The sequence below is a fragment of the Paenarthrobacter nitroguajacolicus genome, from assembly GCF_051027655.1.
GTDB classification, from domain to species: domain Bacteria; phylum Actinomycetota; class Actinomycetes; order Actinomycetales; family Micrococcaceae; genus Arthrobacter; species Arthrobacter nitroguajacolicus.
On the sequence record NZ_CP073234.1, the window covers coordinates 1676854 to 1696779 of the forward strand.

23 protein-coding genes are annotated in these 19926 nt (G+C 62.8%); 19 read left to right on the forward strand and 4 right to left on the reverse strand.

Features of this window, described 5'->3' with window-relative positions:
- The 7 genes from KCX59_RS08120 (at position 1) to KCX59_RS08150 (ending at position 6778) form a co-directional block, all read left to right on the forward strand.
- Positions 1-354, forward strand: a complete 354-nt coding sequence (locus KCX59_RS08120; protein ID WP_091466448.1) for a hypothetical protein — start codon at positions 1-3, stop codon at positions 352-354.
- A gap of 2 nt (positions 355-356) precedes the next feature.
- On the forward strand, positions 357-809 hold the full coding sequence (locus KCX59_RS08125) for a hypothetical protein (RefSeq protein WP_179019005.1): 453 nt from the start codon (positions 357-359) through the stop codon (positions 807-809).
- Positions 810-897: 88 nt separating this feature from the next.
- Positions 898-1881 carry a bifunctional riboflavin kinase/FAD synthetase gene (locus tag KCX59_RS08130; RefSeq protein WP_178996335.1) on the forward strand — a complete coding sequence of 328 codons (984 nt, stop codon included), beginning with the start codon at positions 898-900 and terminating at the stop codon, positions 1879-1881.
- A 159-nt stretch (positions 1882-2040) separates the two neighbouring features.
- Positions 2041-2310 (forward strand): 30S ribosomal protein S15, encoded by a 270-nt coding sequence (gene rpsO, locus KCX59_RS08135; RefSeq protein WP_017198030.1) that lies wholly within the window; start codon positions 2041-2043, stop codon positions 2308-2310.
- Between the two features lie 238 nt (positions 2311-2548).
- Positions 2549-4801, forward strand: coding sequence for a polyribonucleotide nucleotidyltransferase (locus KCX59_RS08140; RefSeq protein ID WP_091466454.1), 2253 nt, complete (start codon positions 2549-2551; stop codon positions 4799-4801).
- A gap of 81 nt (positions 4802-4882) precedes the next feature.
- Positions 4883-6226, forward strand: a complete 1344-nt coding sequence (locus KCX59_RS08145; protein ID WP_178996333.1) for a M16 family metallopeptidase — start codon at positions 4883-4885, stop codon at positions 6224-6226.
- Between the two features lie 90 nt (positions 6227-6316).
- Positions 6317-6778, forward strand: a complete 462-nt coding sequence (locus KCX59_RS08150) for a DUF1579 family protein (RefSeq protein WP_179019003.1) — start codon at positions 6317-6319, stop codon at positions 6776-6778.
- 17 nt (positions 6779-6795) lie between these two features.
- Here KCX59_RS08150 and KCX59_RS08155 read toward each other — a convergent pair whose 3' ends face one another.
- The 3 genes from KCX59_RS08155 to moaA form a co-directional block, all read right to left on the reverse strand.
- A complete protein-coding gene (locus tag KCX59_RS08155) occupies positions 6796-7089 on the reverse strand; it encodes a hypothetical protein (protein ID WP_179019001.1) in 294 nt (97 codons plus the stop codon).
- A 103-nt stretch (positions 7090-7192) separates the two neighbouring features.
- Positions 7193-7459, reverse strand: coding sequence for a MoaD/ThiS family protein (locus tag KCX59_RS08160; protein WP_017198026.1), 267 nt, complete (start codon positions 7457-7459; stop codon positions 7193-7195).
- A 4-nt stretch (positions 7460-7463) separates the two neighbouring features.
- The gene (gene moaA, locus KCX59_RS08165) at positions 7464-8603 is read right to left on the reverse strand and encodes a GTP 3',8-cyclase MoaA (RefSeq protein WP_178996327.1); all 1140 of its coding nucleotides are present in this window, start codon (positions 8601-8603) and stop codon (positions 7464-7466) included.
- Between the two features lie 134 nt (positions 8604-8737).
- Between moaA and KCX59_RS08170 the strand changes: the two genes are divergently transcribed.
- From KCX59_RS08170 to KCX59_RS08210, 9 genes are read left to right on the forward strand one after another with little or no spacing between them, the layout of a single operon-like run.
- On the forward strand, positions 8738-9508 hold the full coding sequence (locus KCX59_RS08170) for a response regulator transcription factor (RefSeq protein ID WP_179018999.1): 771 nt from the start codon (positions 8738-8740) through the stop codon (positions 9506-9508).
- The gene (locus KCX59_RS08175; protein WP_179018997.1) at positions 9495-10757 is read left to right on the forward strand and encodes a sensor histidine kinase; all 1263 of its coding nucleotides are present in this window, start codon (positions 9495-9497) and stop codon (positions 10755-10757) included. Before KCX59_RS08170 ends, KCX59_RS08175 begins: the two co-directional genes overlap by 14 nt.
- Positions 10754-12334 (forward strand): molybdopterin-dependent oxidoreductase, encoded by a 1581-nt coding sequence (locus tag KCX59_RS08180; RefSeq protein ID WP_179018995.1) that lies wholly within the window; start codon positions 10754-10756, stop codon positions 12332-12334. The genes KCX59_RS08175 and KCX59_RS08180 overlap by 4 nt, the downstream gene beginning before the upstream one ends.
- 59 nt (positions 12335-12393) lie before the next feature.
- Complete coding sequence (locus tag KCX59_RS08185) at positions 12394-13620, forward strand: molybdopterin molybdotransferase MoeA (protein WP_178996320.1); 1227 nt, start codon at positions 12394-12396, stop codon at positions 13618-13620.
- A complete protein-coding gene (gene moaC / locus KCX59_RS08190) occupies positions 13608-14147 on the forward strand; it encodes a cyclic pyranopterin monophosphate synthase MoaC (RefSeq protein ID WP_179018993.1) in 540 nt (179 codons plus the stop codon). Before KCX59_RS08185 ends, moaC begins: the two co-directional genes overlap by 13 nt.
- A complete protein-coding gene (locus KCX59_RS08195; RefSeq protein WP_179018991.1) occupies positions 14144-14641 on the forward strand; it encodes a MogA/MoaB family molybdenum cofactor biosynthesis protein in 498 nt (165 codons plus the stop codon). The genes moaC and KCX59_RS08195 overlap by 4 nt, the downstream gene beginning before the upstream one ends.
- Positions 14631-15086, forward strand: a complete 456-nt coding sequence (locus KCX59_RS08200; protein ID WP_179018989.1) for a molybdenum cofactor biosynthesis protein MoaE — start codon at positions 14631-14633, stop codon at positions 15084-15086. The genes KCX59_RS08195 and KCX59_RS08200 overlap by 11 nt, the downstream gene beginning before the upstream one ends.
- Before the next feature lie 51 nt (positions 15087-15137).
- Entirely contained in the window at positions 15138-15896 is a 759-nt protein-coding gene (gene dapB / locus KCX59_RS08205; protein ID WP_178996313.1) for a 4-hydroxy-tetrahydrodipicolinate reductase, read from the forward strand.
- A gap of 4 nt (positions 15897-15900) precedes the next feature.
- Positions 15901-16389, forward strand: coding sequence for a hypothetical protein (locus KCX59_RS08210; RefSeq protein ID WP_179018987.1), 489 nt, complete (start codon positions 15901-15903; stop codon positions 16387-16389).
- Here KCX59_RS08210 and KCX59_RS08215 read toward each other — a convergent pair.
- Positions 16365-17600, reverse strand: a complete 1236-nt coding sequence (locus KCX59_RS08215; RefSeq protein WP_179018985.1) for a heparan-alpha-glucosaminide N-acetyltransferase domain-containing protein — start codon at positions 17598-17600, stop codon at positions 16365-16367. The genes KCX59_RS08210 and KCX59_RS08215 overlap by 25 nt on opposite strands.
- Positions 17601-17689: 89 nt before the next feature.
- Here KCX59_RS08215 and KCX59_RS08220 point away from each other — a divergent pair, with 89 nt between their 5' ends.
- The 3 genes from KCX59_RS08220 to dapA are packed head-to-tail and all read left to right on the forward strand — an operon-like array spanning position 17690 to position 19920.
- The gene (locus KCX59_RS08220) at positions 17690-18025 is read left to right on the forward strand and encodes a hypothetical protein (protein WP_178996306.1); all 336 of its coding nucleotides are present in this window, start codon (positions 17690-17692) and stop codon (positions 18023-18025) included.
- A gap of 43 nt (positions 18026-18068) precedes the next feature.
- Positions 18069-18929 carry a carbon-nitrogen hydrolase family protein gene (locus tag KCX59_RS08225; protein ID WP_370629229.1) on the forward strand — a complete coding sequence of 287 codons (861 nt, stop codon included), beginning with the start codon at positions 18069-18071 and terminating at the stop codon, positions 18927-18929.
- A gap of 58 nt (positions 18930-18987) precedes the next feature.
- Positions 18988-19920 (forward strand): 4-hydroxy-tetrahydrodipicolinate synthase, encoded by a 933-nt coding sequence (gene dapA, locus KCX59_RS08230; protein ID WP_178996305.1) that lies wholly within the window; start codon positions 18988-18990, stop codon positions 19918-19920.
- Positions 19921-19926 lie beyond the last annotated feature (6 nt).

The following is a 19926-nucleotide window of genomic DNA, read 5'->3' on the forward strand; positions in this document are numbered from 1 at the left end:
ATGGACGGATACTTTTACGCCATCCTCATCGTTGGACTGGTGTCCACGATCATGTGCGTCGTGGCCGGCTTGATGAAGAAAGCCCCGAATGACCCCACCATCTTTTCCGTGCTCGCCGTCGAGCTTGTACTCGTCGTGTATTTGGTGGGCTCGATCGTCCGCGTTGCCATGGGTGAGCAGATGGCCGGTGAAGCATGGGAGTTCTGGGGCTACCTCATTGTTGCCCTGATGATTCCTCTGGGGGCCGTCTATTGGGCCATCCTTGAACGAACCCGCTGGAGCAACTTCGTCCTTGCGGCGGTGGGCATAACCGCATTGGTGATGGCTGCCCGCATGAACCAGATCTGGTACTGACCATGAAGGAAGAACACAACGTGACTGGAACCGAGACCAATCCGGCGAACCGGCAGGCCGGGCAGAAGGACACCCGGAACACAGGACCCGGACGCTTGCTGATCGCGGTCTACGCCGTGTTCGCGTTGTCCGCGACGGCACGTGCCGGCTACCAGATCGCCACCAAATTCGCCGAAGCTCCGTTGGCGCACATCCTGTCGGCGTTCGCCGCCGTCGTTTACATTGTGGCCACCATCTCGCTCGCAAAGCCGGGCCGTACCTGGTTCAAGGTTTCCTTGGCGGCCGTGCTCACTGAGCTCGTGGGGGTGCTGGTGGTCGGCGCGATCAGCCTCGTTGATCCTGTTGCTTTCCCGCATGACACTGTGTGGTCCCTCTTTGGCCGCGGTTATGGCTTTGTCCCGCTCGTCCTGCCGGTCCTTGGCCTTCTATGGCTCAACAAACGCCGGCCGTCCTGAGTCAAACACCCTAGCGGGTAACCTTAGAATGTTCCGGCGCCGGGAGGTTGCCGGGCGGAACGAACATCTGCAGTAAAAGGCGAGGTTGATGGTCCACATCTGGAACGATCCCACCGAAGTCCCCAAGGACTTCGGACCTACTGTCGTTACCATCGGGAACTTTGACGGCGTCCATCGTGGCCACCAGCACGTTCTGTCGCAGTTGACCGACACGGCAAAGCGGCACAACATTCCCTCGGTTGCCGTGACGTTTGATCCCCACCCCGCCCAGGTCCACAGGCCGGATTCTGCTCCGGAGCTCATCATGGGGCTTCAGGACAAACTTGAGGCCCTCGGCGATACCGGCGTGGATGCTGTCCTGGTGATGAAGTACACCTTGGACCTCGCTGCGATGACCCCGCTGGAGTTTGTCCGTGAGGTCCTTCTCGACGGACTTAACGCCGCACACCTCGTGGTAGGGCACGACCTCCGCTTCGGTGCCGGCAATGCCGGCGACGTAGTCACCATGCAGGAGCTGGGTGATCAACTCGGTTTCGGGGTGCAGGTTGTCAACGAATACGGCGCGGGAGGCTTTCCGGTCCACGACGACGGCGATACCGACCGCCGCTGTTCCTCCACTTGGGTGAGGGAAGCCTTGTCCGAAGGAGATGTGGTTACTGCTGCCGCAATACTGGGCCGGCCCCACCGCATGCGCGGGGAAGTGGTGCACGGTGCTGCCCGCGGCCGGGATCTTGGTTTCCCGACTGCCAACCTTTCCCATGATTCCACCGGTTATGTCCCGGCGGACGGCATCTATGCGGGGTGGCTGATCGACCAGGCCGGCACGCGCTGGCCCGCCGCCATCTCCGTTGGCTCCAACCCCACGTTCGATGGCGTCAGTCGACAAGTTGAGGCACACGTGATTGACCGTCCTCAAGAGAACGTTGAAGACTTTGACCTCTACGGGCAGACCGTTGCAGTCGAATTCACGCAGCGCCTCCGGGGCATGGTGGCCTACCGTGGGCCGGAAGCGTTGGTCGAACAAATGTGCTTGGACGTAGCCCAGGCGCATGAGCTGTTGACCCGGCACTAGGGGCATTTCGACAACACCGCTGACGTGCCGGTAAACTGATGAGTGGATCCGGCTGCAGTCCGTGGCGGCTGGACCTGTTTTTGTGTGCGGCAACGTACCAAGGACAACCCGTCAGCGAGGCGCTGCACCGGGAGGCACGGCACAACTCTAGGAGTTCACGTGGCACTTGACGCCGCTGTAAAGCAGTCCATCATCAAGGAATACGCAACCTCTGAAGGCGACACCGGTTCGCCTGAGGTTCAGGTTGCAGTCCTGACTCAGCGGATCAAGGATCTGACTGAGCACATGAAGGAGCACAAGCACGACTTCCACACCCAGCGCGGTCTGCTGGCCATGGTTGGTCGTCGCAAGCGCATGCTTTCCTACCTGAAGAACACTGACATCGCCCGCTACCGTGCGCTCATCGAGCGTCTCGGCCTGCGCCGCTAGTCTGCCTTTAGGGGCGGCCCGCTCCTTATCGGAACGGGCCGCCTTCTTTACCAACAACTAAAAACAGGAATCAACCGCATCGCGCATTCGCGGTCCTCGGTAGTGATTCCCGGGAGAAATCGGCGACGATTTGCCCGTGGATCTCGATCGATGACCGGGTGTCGTACAGGCCAGGAATAAAGAAGAGGCCTGGGTTGATGCGGCGGACTTCCGCTAACAGAAACGGAGGTGACTCTCTATGGAGGGTCCCGAAATCCAGTTCTCCGAAGCCATTATCGACAACGGACGTTTCGGCAAGCGAGTTATTCGCTTCGAAACCGGCCGCCTTGCCAAGCAGGCAGCTGGCGCCTCGATGGTCTACATCGACGAAGACACCGCACTGCTCTCGGCAACCACTGCAGGCAAGCAGCCGCGCGAAGGTTTCGACTTCTTCCCGCTGACAGTTGATGTCGAAGAGCGTATGTACGCTGCCGGCCGTATCCCGGGTTCGTTCTTCCGCCGCGAAGGCCGCCCCTCCACGGAAGCCATTCTGGCTTGCCGCCTGATGGACCGTCCGCTGCGCCCCGCCTTCGTGAAGGGCCTGCGCAACGAGGTCCAGATCGTGGTTACCGTTCTGGCCATCAACCCGGATGAGCTCTACGACGTCGTCGCCATCAACGCGTCCTCGATGTCCACGCAGCTTTCCGGTCTCCCGTTCTCCGGCCCGATCGGTGGCGTCCGCGTTGCCCTCATCGCCGACGAACAGGGTTCACAGTGGGTTGCCTTCCCCAAGCACTCCCAGCTTGAGAACGCCGTGTTCAACATGGTTGTTGCAGGCCGCATCACCGGTGACGACGTCGCCATCATGATGGTTGAAGCCGAAGCTACGGACAACTCCTGGAACCTCATCAAGGAACAGGGCGCAACCGCTCCTACCGAAGAGGTTGTTTCCGAGGGCCTCGAGGCTGCCAAGCCCTTCATCAAGGCACTCTGTGAAGCACAGGCAGACCTGGCAGCCCGCGCTGCCAAGCCCACGGTTGAGTTCCCGGTCTTCCTGGACTACCAGGACGATGTTTACGCCGCTGTTGAAGCCGCTGCCGCTGACAAGCTGGCAGCTGTTTTCCAGATCGCTGACAAGCAGGACCGCGACAACGCCTCCGACGAGCTCAAGGACGAGGTCCTTGGCGCACTTGCCGGCCAGTTCGAAGGCCGCGAAAAGGAACTGTCCGCAGCTTTCCGCTCGGTCACCAAGCACGTTGTGCGCCAGCGCATCCTCAAGGACCAGGTCCGCATCGACGGCCGTGGCCTGACGGACATCCGCCAGCTGACCGCCGAGGTAGAGGTTCTGCCCCGTGTTCACGGTTCCGCGATCTTCGAGCGCGGCGAAACCCAGATCATGGGCGTCACCACGCTGAACATGCTCAAGATGGAGCAGCAGATCGACTCGTTGTCGCCGGTAACGCGTAAGCGCTACATGCACAACTACAACTTCCCGCCGTACTCCACCGGAGAAACCGGCCGCGTCGGTTCCCCGAAGCGCCGCGAAATCGGCCACGGTGCCCTCGCCGAGCGCGCCTTGGTACCGGTCCTGCCAACGCGTGAAGAGTTCCCGTACGCCATCCGCCAGGTATCCGAGGCCCTCAGCTCCAACGGATCCACGTCCATGGGTTCGGTCTGTGCTTCAACGCTCTCCATGCTCAACGCAGGTGTGCCGCTGAAGGCAGCTGTTGCCGGTATCGCCATGGGTCTGGTTTCCGACCAGGTTGACGGCCAGACCCGCTACGCAGCCCTGACCGACATCCTCGGTGCCGAAGACGCATTCGGTGACATGGACTTCAAGGTTGCGGGTACTTCCGAGTTCGTCACGGCCATCCAGCTGGACACCAAGCTCGACGGCATCCCCGCTTCCGTTCTGGCAGCAGCCCTGAAGCAGGCCCGCGAAGCCCGCCTCCACATCCTTGAGGTCATCAACGCAGCGATCGACACCCCGGACGAGCTCTCCGAGTTCGCGCCGCGCGTCATCGCCGTCAAGATCCCCGTGGACAAGATCGGCGAGGTCATCGGCCCCAAGGGCAAGATGATCAACCAGATCCAGGAAGACACGGGCGCGGACATCTCCATCGAAGATGACGGCACGGTCTACATTGGCGCCACCAACGGTCCGTCTGCAGATGCAGCCCGTTCCGCCATCAACGCCATCGCCAACCCGCAGGTGCCGGAAATCGGCGAGCGTTACTTGGGTACGGTCGTCAAAACCACCACCTTCGGCGCTTTCGTTTCCCTCACTCCGGGCAAGGACGGCCTGCTGCACATCTCCGAGCTCCGCAAGCTGGCCAATGGCAAGCGCGTGGACAACGTTGATGACGTTGTCTCCGTTGGCCAGAAGGTCCAGGTTGAGATCACCAAGATCGACGACCGCGGAAAGCTCTCCCTCTCCCCGGTAGTTGCCGAGGAAGAAGGAGCAGCCTCCGAGGACGCTCCGGCCGAGGCCGCTGAAGAGTCCGCAGAGTAGTCTGTAAGCAGTACACCCGGCAGGGCCGGTGGGCTTGAAAAAGCTCCACCGGCCCTTCCGGCCTTAACCTGAAAGGCCTTAATGACTGTCGTACCCTTGCCGCTGGAGCAAACCCTTCCCGGCGGCGAACTGATCCATGGTGCCGAGGGCGGTTCCGTCGTACGGCGTTCCGTCCTCCCCGGCGGCGTGCGCGTCCTGACCGAGGCAATGCCCGGTCAGCGTTCGGCCACCATCGGGTTCTGGGTGGCAGTGGGTTCACGCGATGAAGCTGACGGCCAGCACGGTTCCACACACTTCCTTGAGCACCTGCTGTTCAAGGGCACCAAGAGGCGCACAGCCCTGGAGATCGCTTCCGCCTTTGACGAGGTAGGAGGCGAGTCCAATGCGGCCACCGCCAAGGAAAGCACCTGCTACTTCGCCCGGGTCTTGGATACGGACCTTCCCATGGCCATTGATGTCATCGCTGACATGATCACCGGCGCGGTGCTCGATCCTGCGGAATTGGAGCAGGAACGCGACGTCATCCTTGAGGAAATTGCCATGGACAGCGATGACCCCACGGATGTAGCCCACGAGAAATTCGTAGCGGCCGTCCTCGGCAATCACCCGCTGGCGCGGCCAATCGGTGGAACCCCGGATGCCATCAAGGCCGTGGCAAGGGATTCAGTCTGGGCGCACTATCAGCGTTACTACCGCCCGGAGGAACTGGTCATCACTGCGGCCGGCGGCCTCGATCATGACGTCGTCTGCCAGCTCGTCCTTGATGCCCTCAAGGCTGCCGGGTGGCACCTTGACGATGGCGCTGCGCCTGTAGAGCGCCGGGGTACTGACCGGGCAGTCATCACAGGTACGTCAGGGCTGCACGTGGTGAAGCGTCCCGTGGAGCAGGCCAACATCATCATGGGTTGCCCCACGATCGTTGCCACGGATGACCGCCGTTTTGTCATGAGCGTACTGAACGCCGTTTTGGGTGGTGGCATGTCCTCGCGCCTGTTCCAGGAAATTCGGGAGAAGCGTGGCCTGGTGTACTCCACGTACTCGTTCACGGCAGCGTATGCGGACGCCGGATACTTCGGTATGTACGCCGGTTGCACGCCTTCCAAGGTTCGCCAGGTATTGGAACTCCTGGGCCTCGAGCTGGATAAGCTCGCCAAGGAAGGCATCACGGACGAAGAGCTTCGGAAGGCTGTAGGACAACTCAGCGGCGGGATTGTCCTCGCGCTCGAGGACACCGGTTCGCGGATGTCGCGGCTTGGCCGGGCGGAACTGGTGTCCGGTGAGTTCCAGGACATTGACGAGACCCTCGGCCGCATCAAGGCCGTCACGGTGGAGGACGTTCAGGAACTTGCCCGCGAACTCGCAGCGGCGCCCCGCACCATCACCGTTGTTGGTCCGTTCGAAGAAACCGAGACCTTCGGACTTTAGTAGATTCCGTCCGGAATCTCTGGACTCGCGCGTTGTAGACAGGGCAGCATGATCACACGATGATGCTGCCCTGACTACATTGGAGACCTGATGGATCTGCCCTCAAGCGGCCATGCTGCGGAGATGCTGCGGGACTTCCTCGGTCACTGGCGGGGCATCACGGAGATTGCTGCGTCACCGTGGGGAACAGCGCGGACAGCTGAGGCCGAAGCGGTATTCACCAGGGCGGCCGGCGGCTATGCCGTGGTCCAGAGCTACAGGCACCGAGAAGCCGACGGCACGCACTTCGAAGGCCACGGCATGTTCACGGTTGACCGGGACCACGGCGACACTCTGTGGTATTACGTGGACAGCATGGGACGGCCGCCAGCCAGTCCGGTCCGCGGGACGTGGCACGCAGGAACGCTGACCCTGGACCGGAGAACGGCCGACGGCGTAGCCAGGCATACGTTCCGCGTTGAAGACGGCGTATTGGTGCACACCGCTGACTTGAGGCTCGAAGGAACTGCCGAGTTCAGCCCGTTGTTGAAGAGTGTGTTCCGGAAGGCGTGATCTGGCGGTAATCCGGGTTAATAGCTTCCGGTGTAAATCGTTTCCATGATGCGCGTCTTCGGATTGCCGATGAGGGCGGGGGCGCGTTCAGTCGAATTCCATACGGTGGACTTTAAGCGTCCAAGCATGTCCTCGGCTTTTTCGAACGTTTCGAAGTCCAGTTCCACAACAACCACCCCGGAGTCTTCCGCTGGCCTGCTGACACGGAACTGTTGAACACCGGAACCGGCCCTGTCCAGAGGATCGCGGTCGAAGGCTGCCTTCCACATGTCAAAATCTTTGATGCCGTGCTCAATCTGGAGCGTGTACATGGCGTTCCTTCCCGGACGTTGCCTGATGACGCTTCCAGAGTAGGACTGCCCTGCGGGAGAAGATATGCCCGGGCCGTCTTTGGTGGGTGGGCGTGTACTTGGCCTAGCCCCCGGCGAAGGGGGGCAGGACGTCAATGATGTCGTCGCTTCCCAGGGGAGCGGCACGATCCCGGACGGCCACCTCGTTGCGGAGGAAACTGCTGCGGGCCACGATTCTGGCCAGCGGAGGGGTGCCTTCAGGAGGCAGTGGACGTTCGACGGCGAGCGCAGCTTCCAGCAGCGCCTCCAGGCTGGTGCCTTCCGGGAGGACGTGAAGTTCTTCTTCCACACCGGCGGCCGCGCGTGCGGCAGCGAAGTAACGGACAAGCAAGGGTTTAGCCTCCGATTGCGCTCATGCTGCGGTCCGGCTGGACGAAGTCCGCTGCGCCGAGACCTGTGTGATCCATGCCGTGGGCTTTGGGTTTGACCCACATGGCGTCCTGCCACCGCGATGCCAGTTGGTCATCCGTGGCGCCCCCACGGAGGAGGCCCAGGAGATCGAATTCTTCGCGGGAGAAAAGGCAGCTCATGATCTTGCCCTCAGCAGTGATCCGGGTACGGCGGCAGTCGGAACAGAACGGCTCAGTGACGGAGGCGATGATGCCCACTGTACCGAGGACCGGACCCGTAGCCACGCCCGTTGCCGTGTCCCGGCGTCGTACTTCAAAGCGCTCGGCTGGTGCGCCATCCCGCTCACGGGGGTCGTTGTCCAGCACGAAGTCGCGGGAAAGCAGTTCACGAATCTCGGCGGCCGTGATCATGTTGCGCCGGGTCCATCCGTGGTCGGCGTCCAGCGGCATCTGCTCGATGAAGCGAAGCTCGTAGCCGCGGCCCAAAGCCCACGCCAGGAGGTCCGGTGACTCCGCGTCATTGATCCCGCGCATCAGCACAGCATTCAGTTTCACCGGGCCCAACCCGGCTGCCCAGGCGGCGTCTACGCCGGCCAGGACGCGGTCCAGGAAGGGGCGTCGGGTGAGTTTGGTAAATGTCTCTTCATGGAGGGAGTCGAGCGAGACGTTGATCCGGGTGAGGCCTGCCGCTTTCAACGCAGCGGCCTTCTTATCCAGTCCCACACCGTTGGTGGTCATGGAAATGGGGAGGTCCGGGTGGTCGTTCCGGATGCCGGCAATAATGTCCACCAAGTCAGCGCGGACCAACGGCTCACCGCCGGTGAGCCGGAGCTCCCGAACGCCCAGGGCATTGACGCCGACGCGGACAATGCGGACGATTTCGTCCCTGGTCATCACGGCTTGTTTCGAAAGCCATTCAAGCCCCTCGGCAGGCATGCAGTAGGTACAGCGCAGATTGCACTTGTCCGTCAGGGACAGGCGCATATCCGTCGCTCGCCGACCATAGCGGTCCCACAGCCCGGCGGGCGTACCTGCGGGACGTGGGGGCGGAACTGCCACGCCGCTTTCCGTGCTGCCTACAGCACCGCCCGAAGGGGGTACCGGCATGCCCAGCTGAACACTCATAAATTCAGGCTACGCCACCGCGGCTGGATCAGTGACACCCATTACAGTCATTCAGTTCTTACGGATTCCATACACTTGTGCCCTCAGGGCCCGGATCGGGTGCTGCGCAACGTCCGCAAACCTATGCTGAAAGCGTGACCACTAATACGGCATCATCAGCGGAGCCCGGGAATCGTCGCATCCTCCTGGTGGAGGATGAACAGACCATAGCCGACGTTGTCCGCGATTACCTGCTGAAAGCAGGATTCCAAGTGGACATGGCGGGGGATGGCTTCACCGCCCTCAAGCTGGCAGCCTCGCGGCAACCTGATCTAGTGATCCTGGACCGGATGCTGCCGGGACTGGACGGTGTTGAGGTGTGTCGCCGACTCCGCCAAAGCATGAGCGTGCCCGTCATCATGGTCACGGCCCTGGGAACCGAGGACGACCGGATTCTGGGGTTGGAGATGGGAGCTGACGACTACGTCACCAAGCCCTTCTCTCCCCGGGAGCTGGTCCTTCGGGTGAAGTCGGTATTGCGCCGGAGCATCAAGGAATTCGCGCCGGAACCGCCGGTTGAAGCCGCAGGACTCGAGCTCGATCCCGCTTCCCGGACAGTCACGCATGGTGGAGTTCCCGTGGCACTGACCGTCCGCGAGTTCGACCTGCTGGCTTTTTTGATGCGAAGGCCGCACCAGGTCTTCAGCCGGGAAGAACTGATCAAGGCCGTGTGGGGATGGGACTTCGGCGATTTGTCCACGGTCACGGTCCACGTCCGGCGCCTGCGGGAGAAGATCGAAGCCAACCCCACCAAACCCGAGCTGTTGAAAACCGTATGGGGCGTCGGCTACCGCTTCGACGGCAAGCGGTATGCCGCCGGGCCTGAGAGCCTGAACGATAAAGAAGGTGAGCATGGAGGGCAGTGAGCTGTGGACCATCCTCGCATGGGTCCTGTTCTGGGCCGTGCTCATCGGGGCCACCACATGGGTGCTCCTCCGGCTGCTTCGCCGGGCCTCGGTACTCGTCCAGATCTGCTTGGTGGTTGTGGCTACTGTCGCCGTGCTGGTGGCGGGCATGGTCAGTGCTTTCAACGCGATGTTTATTTCCGCGAGGGACCTCGAAGTCATGTGGTACATCCTGGCCACTGCCTCGGCGGTTGCCGTTGCACTGTCCCTGATGCTGGGTGCCGGTGTCTCCAGGAACGCTGCCCACTTGGTTGACGCCGCCCGGCGACTGGGCCGAGGCGAAACCCTGGAACACACAGCGGGCCAGGGGCGGGGGAACGCTCCGGCCATGACGTCCGAACTCGCAGAACTGGCCAAGGAACTTGAGGCCAGCAGCCGTAGCCTGGCCGAATCCCGGGAACGCGAAGCCGCCCTGGAGACTGCGCGACGCGAGCTTGTGTCGTGGATTTCCCATGACCTCCGAACACCCCTGGCCAGCATGCGCGCCATGACCGAAGCCCTCGAGGACGGCATGGCATCAGATGTGCAGGGTTACTACCGGAAGATCATCGGGCAGACCGAACAAATGACGGCCATGGTCAACGACCTCTCGGAACTGTCCAAGATCCAGGCCGGCACCCTCCGCCTGCGCGCTGAACCCTTGGACCTTTACGACCTCGTCAGCGATGCCCTTTCGGACCTGGCGCCGCTAGCCGCTAAACGCGGCGTCAGGCTCGACGGCGGCGGGGAACGTGAGTGCATGGCCGTCGCCGACGGACCAAGCCTCGCCCGGGCAGTGCGGAACATACTCCTCAATGCCATCATCTACACCGAACCAGGCAGCGACGTCCATATCAGTGTCGGACGGGACGGCGTCGGACGGGGCGGCCCTGAAGGCAAGAACGCTGGAAATGCCGTTATCGCCGTCCAGGACCAATGCGGCGGCATCCCGGACGAGGACCTCCCGCACTTGTTCGAAACGGGCTGGCAGAAAGATCCTGCCCGCCGCACCAGCGAAGCATTACAGGGCAGCTACAGCGGGGCCGGCATCGGTCTCAGCATGGTGGCCGGCATCGTCAAAGCTCATGGTGGATCGGTCACAGTGGACAACGTCGAGGGTGGCTGTCTCTTTGCGTTGTCACTTCCGGCCGGGGCAACCCCACCCGAGTCTTCGATGCCTCCCGACCATCAACCCATCGCAATGGACAACCGCCTCGGAGGCACGACATGAGCACGCTCGCACCCGGTACCACCAAGCAGCGACGCCTCACGGGTAAGCCTGCGCTGTGGGCTGCCGCCGCGGGTGTGGCTGCCGGCGCAGCCGGGATCGCTGCAGGCGAACTGACCGCCGGCCTCTTGAGCCCTTTGGTTTCGCCCGTCACGGCCCTTGGCGGAGCGGTAATCGACGCCGTGCCGCCAGGGGTCAAAGACTTGGCAGTGCAGCTATTCGGAACCGCCGACAAGATCGTGTTGGTCGCTTGCATCGTGGGCGTGGCAGGAATTCTTGCAGCGCTCGCCGGTATCTTGGAGCGTCGCCGCAATGGCTGGGGCCTGGCCCTCGCCGGACTGGCGGGTGTCGCAGGGCTGACTGCCGTCGTGACCCGGGCCCAGGCCAGTCCCCAGGCAGCGCTTGCGCCGATTGTTGCCGCGGTACTCACCATGGTGCTGCTGCGAAACCTCGTGCGTCGGCTGGCAACCTGGGCTCCGTCGGAAGTAATCGCAGGCCGTGAGGAAGCGCCACTGGCTCGGCGGAGCTTCCTGAACGCCTTGGCTGGAACTTCCCTTGCCGCCGTCGTATCCGGAACGGTGACCACCGTCCTTACCCGGGCCACAGCGGTGGCTTCAGGCTTCCGGGGCTCCATGACGCTCCCGGAACCCGCCACACCGCTGCAAACCATCCCGGCCGGCGCGTCCCTGTCCGTGGATGGCATCAGCCCTTTGGTTACACCAAATGCCGATTTCTATAGGATCGACACAGCATTGACCGTCCCGGCCATCGATCCCCCTGCTTGGAAACTGAGGGTCACCGGAATGGTGGAACGCGAGGTTGAAATCGACTTTGCTACCCTCCTCGCCAAGCCCATGACAGAACGCCATGTCACTATCGCCTGCGTGTCCAACAACGTCGGTGGTGACCTCATCGGCAACGCCCTATGGCTGGGTTGGCCCGTGAGGGAACTATTGGCAATGGCAGGGCCCAAAGCCGGTGCTGACATGGTCCTGTCCACCAGTAACGACGGCTGGACGGCCAGCACTCCCTTGGAGGCCCTCACCGACGAACGTGATGCGCTCCTGGCCGTCGGCATGAACGGTGAACCGCTTCCGCTGGAACATGGCTTCCCGGTGCGGATGATTGTGCCGGGACTCTATGGTTTTGTTTCTGCCACCAAATGGTTAACCGAACTGAAAGTCACACGTTTTTCAGACGACACCGCGTACTGGACGACTCGGGGTTGGAGCGATCACGGACCCATCAAGACGCAATCGCGCATCGATGTCCCCCGCAACGGCCGAAGCGTCCAAGCGGGCAGGGTCCAATTCGGCGGCGTGGCGTGGGCCCAGCACAGGGGCATCAACGGCGTAGAGCTTCGTGTCAATCGCGGACCATGGCAGCAGGCTACGCTGGCCGGCGCGATCTCCACCGACACTTGGTACCAGTGGCAATGCGGCATCGACCTGACGCCAGGTGAGTACGAAGTGCAGGTCCGGGCCACCGATTCCAAGGGTGAACCGCAAACTGAAGACAAGGCACCAGTAGCTCCCGATGGCGCCACGGGCTATCACACCATCAACGTCAAGGTGGGCTGAGGCCCTAGTCTGGGTACGTCCGGAGAATTTCCCGGAAGCCAGCGTGTCCACCCAGGAGGATGTCCGTGCCCAGATCTGTTGCAGTCCACCGCCAGGCAGTGGTGGAACTGCTCACCGACGTTTCTGCGGGCAAGGGCAACATCACCCTGCCACTGCTGGAGGCGCTTGGTAAAGCGCTCGCCGTCGATGTTTACGCGCCGCTCTCCTTGCCCCCGTTCGCCAATTCCCAAATGGACGGTTTCGCCGTCCGCTCAGCAGATATTCCCGACGGCGGTGCGGAGCTCAAGGTAGCGGAGCCGGTTCCGGCAGGCGCGGCGCCGGAAGCACTGAAGCCCGGCTTTGCCGCCCCCATCATGACCGGGGCCATGATCCCCGACGGGGCCGACGCCGTCGTGCCCATTGAAAAGGCGAGGCCAAACTTTTTTCCGGACCCTGCCGCAGTGGAGGCTGTCGTGGAACTGCCTCCGGTCGCTCCCGGCACCTACGTGCGGGACAGCGGCAGCGACATCAGGAAGGGCACACTGGCGCTGCCAGCCGGTACCCGGATGGGACCCGCGCAGTTGGGGCTTTTGGCGGCGTTGGGGCTGACAACCGTCGAAGTCCGCGAACCTTGGTGCGTCCTGCTGGTCACCACCGGGGACGAGGTAGTGGAACCGGGGGAAGAACTCACGACCGGCAAGATTTTCGATTCCAACGGAACACTGCTCGAAGCCTCCATGCGACAGGCCGGCCTGGACGTGGTCCGCACTGGAATATCCGATGACGACCCCTCCAGGTTGCTGGCGGTGCTCCGCCGTCACACCGCGCAAGCGGATAGCCGCGTCGATGTCATTGTTACCACCGGGGGAGTGAGCAAGGGAGCCTATGAAGTGGTCCGGCAAGCCATGGCGAACCAGCCGGTGGATTTCCTTCCGGTGGCCATGCAGCCAGGAGGACCGCAGGGATTGGGCACTTTTGACGGTGTTCCGTTCCTTGGCTTTCCGGGAAATCCGGTCAGCTGCCTGGTGTCATTTGAGATGTTTCTCAGGCCGGCCCTTTCGCAGGTACTGGGAACGCCCGCACCGAGGCCGGTGCTGAAGGCCCGCTTGGCCGAATCCCTGGCCTCGCCGGAAGGCAAACACCAGGTCCGTCGGGGGACCGTGGACGCGGACGGAACGGTCCGGATGGAAGGTGGTGCGGGTTCGCACCTCGTCCATGCCTTGGCCCGGGCGAACGCCCTGGTTCAGATACCCGGCGACGTCACGGAACTCACCGACGGAGACGAAGTGGAAGTATGGATGCTGTGAAGCAAACTCCCGCGACTACAGAACACTCCGGCGGACTGACCCACCTCAGGCAGGACGGCACTGCACAGATGGTGGATGTCTCCGAAAAAGCAGTCACTACCCGTGTTGCAACTGCTACAGCCACTGTCCGCAGCACCCCCAACGTACTGGCCCTCCTTGGTGCCGGCGAATTGCCCAAGGGCGATGCCCTCGCCGTGGCTCGCGTTGCAGGGATCATGGCGGCGAAGAAGACTCCTGAGCTGATTCCGCTGTGCCATCCGTTGCCGATCTCCAAGGTCACAGTCGACTTCGAGCTGGGCACTGACTCGGTTGAAATCCTGGCCACCGTCAAGACCCGGGGTGTGACCGGCGTCGAGATGGAAGCACTGACGGCGGCTTCCGTAGCGGCCTTGAGTGTCTACGACATGATCAAAGCCGTGGACAAGCACGCAGTGCTGACCGATATCCGCGTGCTGGCTAAGAACGGCGGCAAAAGCGGCGACTGGGACATTTCCAAAGAATCAACCGTAGAGGGGGCCGGCGCATGAGCGCGTGCGAGCCGAACGCTCAGCGGAAGGCCGGCGTCGTCATAGCATCTACCCGTGCAGCCGCAGGCGTGTATGCCGACGAAACGGGTCCGATTATTCTCGATTGGCTCACCGAGCACGGCTTCGATACCTTCCCCACCATGGTGGTGCCGGACGGTGAGCCGGTTGGTGCTGCCCTGAGGGCCCTCCTGACGCAGGAACCCGCAGTGGTCATCACCAGCGGTGGAACGGGTCTTAGCCCGGATGACCGCACACCCGAAATGACGCTGCCGCTGCTCGAACGTGAGATTCCGGGCATCATGGAGGGAATCCGGCGCGCCGGTGCCACCAAAACCCCCATGGCCATGCTGAGCCGTGGCCACGCCGGGGCAGCGGGGAAGACATTCGTCATCAACCTGCCCGGATCCCCGAAGGGCGTCATGGACGGGTTAGCTGTCCTGGACCCTGTGATCGGGCACCTCTGCGAGCAATTGGAAGGAAACCATGGGCACTGAAACAAACTTTGAGGTGGTCAGCGCTGTCCTTAGCGCCGAACCCATTTCCGTGGACCAAGCCATCAGGGCGGTCGAATCCGATACCGCCGGGGCAGTGGTCAGCTTCAGCGGCGTTGTTCGAAATCATGACGGCGGCAAGGCGGTGGACCGCCTAAGCTACAGCGCGCATCCCACAGCACACCAGATGATGTCAGATGTCGTTGCGCAGTTGGTCTCCGAGCACTCCGGTGAAGCTGCGCAGCCCGTTCGGATCTGGGCTGCCCACCGGATCGGCATGCTGGAGATCGGTGACCCCGCGCTGGTATGTGCTGTGGCTGCTGCGCACCGCGGCCAGGCGTTCGCTGTGTGCGCTGAGCTCGTGGACCGCGTCAAGGAGCAAGTCCCCATTTGGAAGGAACAGTTCTTCACTGACGGCACCGTGGAGTGGGTTGGAGCAGGGGAGTAGGCCGGAGTAACGGTTCCTGCCGGGCTCCGGCCCGGCGGTAGGGTTAACGGCATGACCGAACAACTTGCTGTTGCAGTGCTGGGCGCCCACGGGCGTATGGGAATTGAAGCCGTTAAGGCTGTTGACGCAGCCGACGACATGACGCTCGTAGCCGCTCTCGGCCGCGGCGATTCCCTGGAGAAACTGCTCGACGCCGGTGCGCAGTACGTTGTCGACCTCACCGTTCCCGACATCACGGAGACCAACGTCCGGTTCGCCGTGGAGCATGGCATCCACGCCGTTGTAGGTACCACTGGTTGGGATGCCCACCGCCTTGATTCCTTGCGGAGCCTCTTGGAGCAGAAGCCGGACACCGGCGTTTTGATCGCCCCGAACTTCGCCCTCGGATCGGTGCTTGCGTCTGCGTTCGCTGCGAAGGCGTCGCAATATTTCGAGTCCGTGGAGATCATCGAACTGCACCACCCCAACAAAGTGGACGCTCCATCCGGCACGGCAGTGCGCACGGCACAGCTGATCGCCGAAGCGCGTCAGGAAGCCGGCGTCCCGGCGAGCCCGGACGCCACGGAAACATCGTTGGACGGTGCCCGGGGCTGCGACGTGGACGGGGTTCGTATCCACAGCGTTCGCCTCCGTGGCCTGGTGGCTCATCAGGAAGTGCTTTTTGGCGGTCCAGGCGAGCAGCTGACGCTGCGCCATGATTCGTTCGACCGCGCCTCTTTCATGCCCGGCGTCCTGCTGGGGCTTCGGAAAGTTGCAGCCAACCCAGGCCTCACCGTGGGCCTGGACGGCTACTTGGACTTGGGGCTCTAGGACCATGGGGAATTTCTGGACTTCCTTGAAGAAGAACCGCACCAAAATCTGGGTAGGAGCCATCACCCTGCTGTTGGTGCTTTACCTGGTGGTTTCCGTGCAGCGCTCGTTCCTCTTGCTCGCCGACCCCAACCTGGTAGCCAAGGGGATCGGTGCGGCCTACCTGGTCCTGCCCGTGGTTGGAGCCTGGGCACTCATCCGTGAGCTGCTTTTTGGTGCCCGTACCGAGCAGATGGCCAAGGTCTTGGAGGCCGAGGGCGGCTTGCCGGTGGATGACCTTCCGCGCACTCCGGGCGGGCGAATAGTCCGGGCTGCCGCTGACGCCGACTTTGAGAAGTACCGGGCAGAGGCCGAGGCCGCTCCGGAGGACTGGCGCTCCTGGTTCCGCCTGAGCTGCGCCTACGATGCCTCAGGCGACCGCAAACGTGCCCGTGCCTCCATGCGCGATGCCGTGAAGCTTTTCCGCTCTCAACCCACCGCAGCAGGCCGGTGACTGCCAAGGCTTGATGCGGTGTGGGCGACCCATTCCAGTGGTCCACGGCGTCGGAGAACGGCGAAACAGACGCCAATGACAACCGCAGTGAGTGCTTGGGCCCAGTACATGCCTTCGTCCGTCCACCCCGAGGGCAACGGCTGGTTGGTGAACCCGGACACTACCCAGACATGGGCTGAGTATAGGCTCAACGTCATGGCCCCGGGCCCGCTCAGCAGGATCAGGAAGTTGACCTTGATCCTCTCCGCCAGGGTGCCGAGCAGCAGGAACAAGCCGACCACGGCCGCAGCCACGCCACCACTATGCAGCAGGTCCAGGCTGGTCCCGGCATGCGGGGCTGCCGTCGCCAGCCACCACCAGGAGCCGGTCTGTTCCAGGCCGGTGACATTGACCTCAAGCATGCTCTCCAAGGGGTATCCCCTGGTGACCGGGAGGGCTGACAATGCAGCCCGCCCGCCCCACGCCTCCATGGCCAGGATCCCGACGACCTTGGCCAAGCCGGCCACCGCTATTCCGCAAGTGAGCAACAAAACCTGAACCCTCGCCGTCGTCAGCGCCAACCGTCCGATCACCAATCCGATCAGCAGGTACGAGATCCACTGGAAGACGGGGTAATACCCGGTGAAGAAGAGGTCGGCGACGAGGCGTCCGGGCGTCCCGAAATCCTCCCAGTTGGGGTTGTGGCCCAATGTCAGGGGAGGGTTCGCTTCCAGTAGTAGAGGCCGTACCAGATACGCCAACAACGGGGACAGCAGGACCCAGCCAAGCGCCCAACAGCAGAGCGCCTTGAGCCGGAGTCCAAGGAACGGCAGGATGCACAGGAACAGGACGGCGTAGTGAACCAGGATGATGGCGACGTTCACATCCAGGCCGCCCAGCATGAGCCCGACGACGGCGATCACCAAGGCGCGCATGGCAACACCACCTCGTGCCGCCCACAGTTCCGTGCCGTTCCTGGGCTCCTGCTTGCCTGTGCTTAGCGCCAGCCCAATACCGGCAAGCACGGCGAAAAGGGCTGCGGATCGGCCTGAGAACATCAGCCCCACAAACGTTGGCTCCCATTGTGGGGAAGGTCCGAACGTCGGCATCACGTGAGTGGCCATCATTCCCAACAATGCCGCACCCCTGGCAGCATCTATCCCGGTAAGCCGGGAGGAGATCGGTCGGCCGCCGGGTGCTTTTCGCATCGGGGCCGTCTCTTGCGAAGTCATGCAGCGATCGTCTCATAAGGCTCTGTGCGGCAACTGTGATGTGACATAAACCCCTTGTCTTCGAATATATGTTCGAATAGCATTGCTGCATGAACGATGTTCCAAAGCCGCCGGAAGGCCTTCAAGGACCCATGAAAGCGATGAGCCCCGGCGTCGTCGATTTCCTGTTCAGGCAGCTCGTGGCCGGCGAGCCTCCGGAAGACACCCAGTGGCGCCGCGAAGGTACTGCCCTGGCTGAGCAGACTCCGGGAGCCGAGCTGGCCCGCCGGTTATCCGAGACGGACCTGGCCTCGTTGACGCCCCTTGAACTCTTCGAATACGTCCGGGCCTCGCAGCGTCTGGTGGCGTGGGCGGAACAACTCAAGGACCGGGCCGTGGCGCGCTACTGTGCGGAGGAACCAGCGGCGGCCCCGAAACCCGCGTGATATCCGCCGAACCCGCGGGATAACCGCCGAATAGGATGGCGGGGTGAGTAACCCACCGCAAACGGCCCAGCGTCCAGCCTCCCGCCCCCAGCCAGTTCAAGGAACGCCGACCTCGGACACGCTGCTGGTTGCTGTCGTGCAGTACGAAGCACTCCATGCTGAGTTCGTGGGGGAGGCCGTAGCCGTAAACGTCGCGGCCCATATTGAGCTCGTGAAGCGTGCCCATGCGGATGGAGCGCGCTTGGTGCTGTTTCCCGAGCTCTCGCTAACGGGATACGAACTGACTGCGCTTGCCGCGGCCGGCTCCCCAGGCCGTCCAAGTCCATGGCTGGCCGAACAGGATGCAAGGTTACGGCCACTTCAGGAAGCTTGCGCCCGAACCAAAACAACGGTCATTGCCGGGGTTGCTTGGCGGGAGGCAGACTTCACGCCCCGATTGGCCTCGCTGGTTATCGGCCCGGACGGGACCATGCGGCCCGTCTTCAAGACTCATCTGCATGGAGCCGAGCGCGAGCTGTTCGTCCCCGGATCGGGACCCGGAATGGTCATGGTTGACAGGTGGAGGATCGCGCTCGCAATCTGCGCTGACGCGGCCCATCCCACGCACGCTGCGGCCGCGGCCGCGGCCGAGGCGGACGTTTATGCAGTTTCCGCCCTGTATACCCGTGGTGAGGAACTTCGTCTTGGACTTCATTTGGGTGCCCGATCAATGGACCACAGGATGTTTGGGCTCCTGGCGAACCTGGGGGGAGAAACCCCGCTGGGCACATCGTGCGGGCTCAGCGGCACGTGGGGTCCGGATGGTGCGTCGGCGGTCCAAGTGAAAGGCGTCGGCACGGAGATTACTGTGGCAACGTTGGAGCGGTCCCGCCTTGACCGGTACAGGTCCACCGCCGGTGAATGAGGACCATCACGCGGGACCCATTCTTCCAACACGCCTCTCACAGGGTAACGTTTTTCGTATGTCTGACTTGCGCGCCCCCGTTCCCGCCCTTGGTACCCTGCTGACCGCCATGGTCACCCCGTTCACTGAGGACGGCAAGGTGGACTATGACCAGGCTGCAGCCCTGGCGGAAAAGCTCGTTCAGGACGGTTGCGACGGACTCGTGGTCACCGGTACCACTGGAGAGACCTCAACCCTCACGGATGATGAGAACCTCGGCATGTTCCGGGCTGTCAAAGAGGCCGTTGGCGGCAAAGCCGCCATCATTGCCGGGACCGGCACCAACGACACCGCCCACTCCGTGCACCTCTCCCAGCGCGCGGCAGAACTGGGCGTCGATGGTCTGCTGATCGTCACCCCGTACTACAACAAGCCCAGCCAAGCAGGCGTTCGCGCGCACTTCGAGACGATTGCGTCGGCCACGGACCTGCCCGTTATGCTCTACGACATTCCGGGCCGTTCCTCCATTGCGATCGCTCCCGAGACCATGATTGCGCTTGCGAAACACCAGAACATCGTGGCCGTCAAGGACGCCAAAGCGGACTTTGCTGCCGCAACGCGGGTCATGGCTGAGACGGACCTGCTCTTCTACTCCGGTGATGACGGATTGACGCTGCAGTGGATGGCGCTGGGCGCCGTCGGCCTGGTGGGCGTTACCACCCACGTCGCAACACGCCGCTTCCGTGAGCTTATCGACGCCGTCAACGCCAGCGACCTCGCCAAGGCAAGGGCCATCAACTTTGAACTGGAACCCGTCATTCGCGCAACCATGACGCGGGTCCAAGGCGCTGTAGCCGCCAAGCAGATTCTCAAGTGGCAGGGAGTCCTGCCCAACTCGGTTGTCCGTTTGCCCCTCGTGGAGCCGGACGCGGCCGAGATCGAAATCATCCGCGGGGATTTGGCAGAAGCCGGAATGGACTTCGACGTCCAGGACGGTTCCGCCGGAAAGTAGCAAAAC

Bases quoted from the DNA above. Each gene is read 5' to 3' on its own strand.
- KCX59_RS08155 (WP_179019001.1), bottom strand. From the start codon at position 7,089: ATGTACACGCTCCAGATTGAGCACGGCATCAAAGATTTTGACATGTGG.
- KCX59_RS08175 (WP_179018997.1), top strand. From the start codon at position 9,495: ATGGAGGGCAGTGAGCTGTGGACCATCCTCGCATGGGTCCTGTTCTGG.
- KCX59_RS08220 (WP_178996306.1), top strand. From the start codon at position 17,690: ATGAACGATGTTCCAAAGCCGCCGGAAGGCCTTCAAGGACCCATGAAA.
- KCX59_RS08200 (WP_179018989.1), top strand. From the start codon at position 14,631: ATGGGCACTGAAACAAACTTTGAGGTGGTCAGCGCTGTCCTTAGCGCC.
- KCX59_RS08180 (WP_179018995.1), top strand. From the start codon at position 10,754: ATGAGCACGCTCGCACCCGGTACCACCAAGCAGCGACGCCTCACGGGT.
- KCX59_RS08215 (WP_179018985.1), bottom strand. From the start codon at position 17,600: ATGACTTCGCAAGAGACGGCCCCGATGCGAAAAGCACCCGGCGGCCGA.
- KCX59_RS08210 (WP_179018987.1), top strand. From the start codon at position 15,901: ATGGGGAATTTCTGGACTTCCTTGAAGAAGAACCGCACCAAAATCTGG.
- KCX59_RS08130 (WP_178996335.1), top strand. From the start codon at position 898: ATGGTCCACATCTGGAACGATCCCACCGAAGTCCCCAAGGACTTCGGA.
- KCX59_RS08125 (WP_179019005.1), top strand. From the start codon at position 357: ATGAAGGAAGAACACAACGTGACTGGAACCGAGACCAATCCGGCGAAC.
- KCX59_RS08120 (WP_091466448.1), top strand. From the start codon at position 1: ATGGACGGATACTTTTACGCCATCCTCATCGTTGGACTGGTGTCCACG.
- KCX59_RS08150 (WP_179019003.1), top strand. From the start codon at position 6,317: ATGGATCTGCCCTCAAGCGGCCATGCTGCGGAGATGCTGCGGGACTTC.
- KCX59_RS08195 (WP_179018991.1), top strand. From the start codon at position 14,144: ATGAGCGCGTGCGAGCCGAACGCTCAGCGGAAGGCCGGCGTCGTCATA.
- dapA (WP_178996305.1), top strand. From the start codon at position 18,988: ATGTCTGACTTGCGCGCCCCCGTTCCCGCCCTTGGTACCCTGCTGACC.
- KCX59_RS08145 (WP_178996333.1), top strand. From the start codon at position 4,883: ATGACTGTCGTACCCTTGCCGCTGGAGCAAACCCTTCCCGGCGGCGAA.
- dapB (WP_178996313.1), top strand. From the start codon at position 15,138: ATGACCGAACAACTTGCTGTTGCAGTGCTGGGCGCCCACGGGCGTATG.
- moaC (WP_179018993.1), top strand. From the start codon at position 13,608: ATGGATGCTGTGAAGCAAACTCCCGCGACTACAGAACACTCCGGCGGA.
- moaA (WP_178996327.1), bottom strand. From the start codon at position 8,603: ATGAGTGTTCAGCTGGGCATGCCGGTACCCCCTTCGGGCGGTGCTGTA.
- KCX59_RS08185 (WP_178996320.1), top strand. From the start codon at position 12,394: ATGTCCGTGCCCAGATCTGTTGCAGTCCACCGCCAGGCAGTGGTGGAA.
- KCX59_RS08140 (WP_091466454.1), top strand. From the start codon at position 2,549: ATGGAGGGTCCCGAAATCCAGTTCTCCGAAGCCATTATCGACAACGGA.